The sequence below is a fragment of the Mycobacteriales bacterium genome, assembly GCA_036497565.1.
GTDB lineage: Bacteria > Actinomycetota > Actinomycetes > Mycobacteriales > QHCD01 > DASXJE01.
In genome coordinates this window covers 1-5,643 of sequence record DASXJE010000008.1, presented here as the reverse complement: position 1 = coordinate 5,643, position 5,643 = coordinate 1, and the positions used below count along the sequence as shown (strand labels likewise).

8 protein-coding genes are annotated in these 5,643 nt (G+C 72.4%); 4 read left to right on the top strand and 4 right to left on the bottom strand.

Going from position 1 to position 5,643, the window contains the following annotated elements:
* Both VGH85_00740 and dapD read right to left on the bottom strand, forming a co-directional pair.
* A partial coding sequence (locus tag VGH85_00740) for a hypothetical protein (protein HEY2172318.1) occupies nucleotides 1-524 on the bottom strand: 524 nt, incomplete at its 3' end.
* Between the two features lie 6 nt (nucleotides 525-530).
* Entirely contained in the window at nucleotides 531-1,469 is a 939-nt protein-coding gene (gene dapD, locus VGH85_00735; protein ID HEY2172317.1) for a 2,3,4,5-tetrahydropyridine-2,6-dicarboxylate N-succinyltransferase, read from the bottom strand.
* Nucleotides 1,470-1,504: 35 nt separating this feature from the next.
* Between dapD and dapE the strand changes: the two genes are divergently transcribed.
* Both dapE and VGH85_00725 read left to right on the top strand, forming a co-directional pair.
* Nucleotides 1,505-2,551 carry a succinyl-diaminopimelate desuccinylase gene (gene dapE, locus VGH85_00730; GenBank protein HEY2172316.1) on the top strand — a complete coding sequence of 349 codons (1,047 nt, stop codon included), beginning with the start codon at nucleotides 1,505-1,507 and terminating at the stop codon, nucleotides 2,549-2,551.
* Between the two features lie 45 nt (nucleotides 2,552-2,596).
* The gene (locus tag VGH85_00725) at nucleotides 2,597-3,358 is read left to right on the top strand and encodes a TIGR00730 family Rossman fold protein (protein ID HEY2172315.1); all 762 of its coding nucleotides are present in this window, start codon (nucleotides 2,597-2,599) and stop codon (nucleotides 3,356-3,358) included.
* 4 nt (nucleotides 3,359-3,362) lie between these two features.
* Here VGH85_00725 and folP read toward each other — a convergent pair whose 3' ends face one another.
* Entirely contained in the window at nucleotides 3,363-4,226 is an 864-nt protein-coding gene (folP, locus tag VGH85_00720) for a dihydropteroate synthase (GenBank protein ID HEY2172314.1), read from the bottom strand.
* Between the two features lie 62 nt (nucleotides 4,227-4,288).
* On the opposite strand from folP, the gene VGH85_00715 reads away from it, so the two are divergent.
* Nucleotides 4,289-4,642 (top strand): DivIVA domain-containing protein, encoded by a 354-nt coding sequence (locus VGH85_00715; protein HEY2172313.1) that lies wholly within the window; start codon nucleotides 4,289-4,291, stop codon nucleotides 4,640-4,642.
* Nucleotides 4,635-5,231 (top strand): DNA-3-methyladenine glycosylase I, encoded by a 597-nt coding sequence (locus VGH85_00710; GenBank protein ID HEY2172312.1) that lies wholly within the window; start codon nucleotides 4,635-4,637, stop codon nucleotides 5,229-5,231. The genes VGH85_00715 and VGH85_00710 overlap by 8 nt, the downstream gene beginning before the upstream one ends.
* Nucleotides 5,232-5,235: 4 nt before the next feature.
* Here VGH85_00710 and VGH85_00705 read toward each other — a convergent pair.
* Nucleotides 5,236-5,643, bottom strand: a 408-nt coding sequence (locus VGH85_00705) for a DUF1932 domain-containing protein (protein ID HEY2172311.1), incomplete at its 5' end; no start/stop codon positions are given.

Sequence of the window (5,643 nt, the reverse complement as noted above, 5' to 3'; positions counted from 1 at the left end):
GTACCGACGAAGGCGTCGGAGAGTGCCGCCGCGGTGCGCTCCCACTGCGCGTAGGCCTGCGGGTAGCCGCTCTGCTGCACCGCCTGTGCGACCTGGGTCACCGGGCGGGTCCGCCACCCGTGCACCTTGACCAGCGCGTCGTAGAACTTGCCGGTGGCATAGACCGGGTTCTGCAGCTTGACTGCGGGCCCCCACCCCTGCGACGGGCGTTGCTGGAACAGTCCGACGGAGTCGCGGTCGCCGTAGTCGAGGTTGACCAGCTTCGACTCCTGGATGGCGGCCGCGAGGGCGATCGTCACCGCGCGGGACGGCAGCCCGCGGCGGATGGCGACCGCGCTGATGGTCGCCGCGTTGGCCGCCTGCTCCGTCGACAGGCTGTACGGCGTGTCCACCGCCTTGCACCGCGCAAGGGGAGCGGCGGGCGGCGGCGACGAGCCGACGACGCGCACCACCACGACCACAGCGCCTGCCAGCACCAGTAATGCGGCCAGTAGCACCGCTCGGCGCGCCCCCCGTGTGGCCACCGACGCTCAGTCGTTCGCGTGCAGCGCGGCGTTCAGCTCGACCGACCGACCGGCCCGCGGCACGACCTCCAGGGTCCCGGTCACGCTGTTACGCCGGAACAGCAGACCGTCCTGACCCGAGAGCTTGCGGGCCTTCACGACGTCACCGTCCGGCGTCGTCACCTTCGCGCCGGACGTGACGTAACAGCCGGCCTCGACCACGCAGTCGTCGCCCAGCGATATGCCGATACCGGAGTTGGCTCCGAGCAGGCACCGGCGACCGATCGAGATCACCTCGGTGCCGCCGCCCGAGAGGGTTCCCATGATCGATGCGCCGCCGCCGACGTCGGAGTCCGCACCGACCACCACGCCGGCCGAGATGCGCCCCTCGACCATCGACGGGCCCAGGGTGCCGGCGTTGTAGTTGACGAACCCCTCGTGCATCACCGTCGTGCCGGAGGCGAGGTGCGCGCCGAGCCGGACCCGGTCGGCATCGGCGATGCGCACGCCGGCGGGGAGCACGTAGTCGGTCATCCGCGGGAACTTGTCCACGCCGTAGACCTGCGGTGGGCCCCCGGTCGCCCAGAGGCGCAGCCGGGTTGTTTCGAAATCCTCGACGGCGCAGGGCCCGCGGTCGGTCCATGCGACGTTGGCCATGACGCCGAAAATGCCCTCCACGGACAGTGAACGCGGAGCTGCGAGGCGGTGGGAGAGCAGATGCAGCCGCAGGTAGGCGTCGGCGGTGTCGGCTGGCGCGGCCGCCAGGTCGGGGAGCACGGTGCGGACCACCTCGACGCGCACCCGACGGGCGCCGTCGGGGCCGGTCATCGCGGTGAACTCGGCCGGGGCCGTCGCGCCCTGGGGCGGGGTCCCGAGCGAGGGATGTGGGTACCAGACATCGAGGACGAGACCGCTGTCGGTCACGGTGGCCAGGCCGAAGCCCCAGGCAGCATTCTGGGTCGTCACGCCGTTACGGTACCTGCGTGGCGGATCTGGATCTGATGCTGGACGGCGCCGCGCTCACCGCGGCGCTGGTCGACGTGCCGTCGGTCTCCGGCGGAGAGGGGCCACTGGCCGACCTGGTCGAGGCGGCCCTGCGCGACCTCGGGCACCTGCGGGTCGCCCGCGACGGCGACGCGGTGCTCGCGCGTACGACGATGGGCCGGCCCCGCCGGGTGCTGCTCGCCGGTCACCTCGACACCGTCCCGATCGCGGACAACGTCCCGTCGCGGACCGACGGCGGGGTGATCCACGGCTGCGGTACGTCGGACATGAAGTCCGGCGACGCGGTGATGCTCCGGCTGGCCGCGACCCTCCGCGAGCCGGCGTACGACTTGACCTTCGTCTTCTACGACAACGAGGAGGTCGAGGCAGAGCGCAACGGGCTCGGCCGGATCTCCCGGACCCACCGGGAATGGCTCGACGCCGACCTGGCTGTGCTGATGGAGCCGACCTCGGGAGCCGTGGAGGCGGGCTGCCAGGGCACTCTGCGCGCGGTCGTCACACTCGCCGGCCGGCGCGCGCACAGCGCCCGGTCCTGGCTCGGCGACAACGCCATCCACCGCGCCGCGCCGGTGCTCGAGCGGCTCGCCGGATACGAGCCGCGCTCGGTCGACCTCGACGGCTGCGTCTACCGCGAGGGCCTCAACGCCGTACGCATCGACGGCGGGGTCGCCGGCAACGTCGTGCCCGACGCCTGCACCGTCACCGTGAACTTCCGGTTCGCTCCGGACCGCTCGGAGGCGCAGGCCGCCGGGCACGTGCGGGAAGTCTTCGACGGGTACGACGTCGACGTGATCGACTCTGCGCCCGGCGCTCTTCCCGGGCTGAGCGCACCGGCCGCGCAGGCCTTTCTCGCCGCCGCCGGCGGGGACCCGACGGCGAAGTACGGCTGGACCGACGTGGCCCGGTTCGCCGCGCTGGGCATCCCGGCGGTCAACTACGGCCCCGGCGACCCCAACCTCGCCCACACCCGCGACGAACACGTCCGGATCGGGCCGATCGGTGACTGCGAGCACGTTCTGGCCGCCTACCTCAACGGCAGCTGAGCAAGGGCCGAACCGCCACCGCACCGCGAGACTACGGTGATCTGCATGAGTGATGCAGTGCCCCAGGAGCCGGAACGCGCGGTCGAGCATCGCCGCGGCCCGGTCCTGCTCCGCCGGGGCCAGGTCAAACCCGGCACGACCGACCAGCGACTGCTCGACAGCCGCGGTGGGGCCGACTGGGTGCATACCGACCCCTGGCGGGTGCTGCGGATCCAGTCCGAGTTCGTCGAGGGCTTCGGCCTGCTCGCGGAGCTCCCCCGAGCGGTCAGCGTGTTCGGCAGCGCCCGGGCCGCCCGCACCGACCCGGAATACCGGTCCGGGCTGGAGTTGGGCCGGGCCATCGCGGAGGCCGGGTTCGCCGTCATCACCGGTGGCGGGCCCGGGGTGATGGAGGCCGCCAACCGCGGCGCCCAGGAGGCCGGCGGCATCAGCGTCGGGCTCGGCATCGAACTGCCGTTCGAGCAGCGACTCAACGACTGGGTCGACATCGGGCTGCAGTTCCGCTACTTCTTCGCCCGCAAGACCATGTTCGTCAAATACGCGCAGGCCTTCGTGATCCTCCCGGGCGGGTTCGGCACGCTCGACGAGCTGTTCGAGGCGCTGACGCTGGTGCAGACCCGCAAGGTCACCCAGTTCCCGGTCGTGCTTTTCGGCACCAGCTACTGGTCGGGTCTGATCGATTGGCTCCGCGGAACGGCGCTGGCCGGCCACAAGATCCGCTCGGCCGACCTCGACCTGATCACCGTCACCGACGACGTCGACGAGGCCGTGAAGATCATCCTCGCGGCCAACGGGGCGCCGGAGTAGCCGCTCAGTCCACGCCGCGGCGGGCGACCGATGGCGCGCGATCGCCTCGGATCGAGGACACCATGTCGAGCACCCGGCGGGTGGCCCGTACGTCGTGGGCCCGGAAGACCCGGGCGCCGAGCCACGCACACACGGCCGTCGCGGCCAGCGTTCCCTCGAGCCGCTCGTCGACGGGCAGGTCGAGGGTCTCGCCGACGAAATCCTTACGGGACAGGGCAACCAGCACCGGCCATCCGGTGGCGACCAGCCGGTCGAGCTCGCGGGTGAGCTGCAGCGAGTGCTCGGTCGTCTTGCCGAAGTCGTGCCCGGGGTCGACGAGGATCCCGTCTGGGCGGACGCCGGCGGCGAGCGCCCGGTCGGCCAGGTCGACGACGGTGCTCACGACGTCGGCGGTGACGTCGTCGTAGCGGACCCGGTGCGGAAGGGTCCGCGGCGGCAGGTGCCCGGCGTGCGTGCACACCAGGCCGACCCCGGTGTCGGCGGCGACCCGCGCGAGGCCGGGGTCGAAGCCCTGCCAGGCGTCGTTGATCAGGTCGGCGCCCGCCTGCACCGCCGCTGCGCCGACCTCGGCGCGCCAGGTGTCGACGCTGATGACGAGGTCGCGGTGGCGGGATCGCACGGCCGCGATGAGCTCCGCCGTACGCCGGATCTCCTCCGCGGGGGTGACGTCCTCGCCAGGCCCCGCCTTCACCCCGCCGATGTCGACGATCTGCGCGCCGGACGCCACCGCCGCATCGGTCGCCGTAAGCGCCTCCTCGAAGGCGAAGGTGGCTCCCTGGTCGTAGAACGAGTCGGGTGTCCGATTGACCACGGCCATCACGAGGAGCTCGTCGTCGTCGAACGTGCGGCTGCCCAGGCGCAGCGGCATAACCCTCCCTGGGTCGCGGAGCGGCTGTCGATCGTCGGCCCACAGCGTGACACGATCGCCTCGTGGCCACGTTCCTGACCTACTTCTTCGGCATCATCGTCGTCGGCGGGGTCCTGTTCCTGATCGCGTCCTTCGTCTTCGGTCGCGGTGAGCAGCTGGCCCCGATGCCGCGCGACGCCTCCCCGCTGCACCTGCCAGAGGACCGGCCGGTCACCGGCAGGGACGTGCGCGGGCTCCGGATCCCCGTGGTGTTCCGCGGCTACCGGATGACCGAGGTCGACTGGCTGCTCGAGGAGCTGGCCGACTCGCTGGAGGCGCGCGACCGGGAGATCGTCGCGCTGCGCACCGGAGGCGGGCGGGCCGACCGTGACGCCGACGAACCGAGCAGGCCCGGGCGGGAGGACGACGATGGCTGACGAGACCGTCCCGAAGACCGGCGGCCGGGCGACGCTCGGCCCGGACGGCCGGCGTCGCTGCCCCTGGGCGACCGCCGCGCCGGACTACCTCGCCTACCACGACGAGGAGTGGGGGCGGGAACTGCGCGGTAACGACGCGCTCTTCGAGCGGCTCTGCCTCGAGGCGTTCCAGTCCGGTCTGTCGTGGATCACGATCCTGCGCAAGCGGCCGGCCTTCCGCCGTGCCTTCGTCGACTTCTCGATCGACAAGGTCGCGAAGTTCGGTGCGGCCGACGAGAAGCGGCTGCTCGCCGATGCAGGCATCGTCCGCAACCGGGCGAAGGTGTCGGCCGCGATCGCCAACGCCCGCGCCGCACAGCAACTGCCCGACGGCCTGTCCGCGCTGCTCTGGTCGCACGCGCCGGAGCCCCGGCCGCGTCCGCCCGAGACGACCGCCGAGATCCCGGCGACGACACCCACGTCGACGGAATTGGCCCGCGACCTCAAACGACGCGGCTTCCGGTTCGTCGGCCCGACGACCGCCTATGCGCTGATGCAGGCCACCGGAATGGTCGACGACCACCTCGCCGACTGCTGGTGCTCCGGCTGACGCGTCAGCCGGTCTCCGGCCGGGGATAGTCGGCGAAGACCGCCGCCGCGGCCCGGTGGAAACCGTCGGGCTGGCCGGCGGCCGCGAACGTCGCCGCGATCTCGGTCATCTCCCCGGTCCACCGCCAGCCCTTCGCGGCCGCGGAAGCGCGGGCCTGTTCGCTGCGGGCCGGCAGCTCCGGGAGCGAGTCCGACCACTGCGCGACCAGCGCCTCGTCGACGCCGTAGTTGCGGGCGGTCTCGCGCAGCGCCAACAGCAGCGCCGCGGATCCCTTGGTCCAGGCCGCGAACACCATCTTCATCGCTGACGCCGCGGTCGGGTCGTCGCCGAGGACCGCGGCGTCGAGCGCCGTCCCGGCGCATAGGCCCGCGACCTGATCCGCCCGCTCGCCGGACAGGTAGAGCCGTGTCGA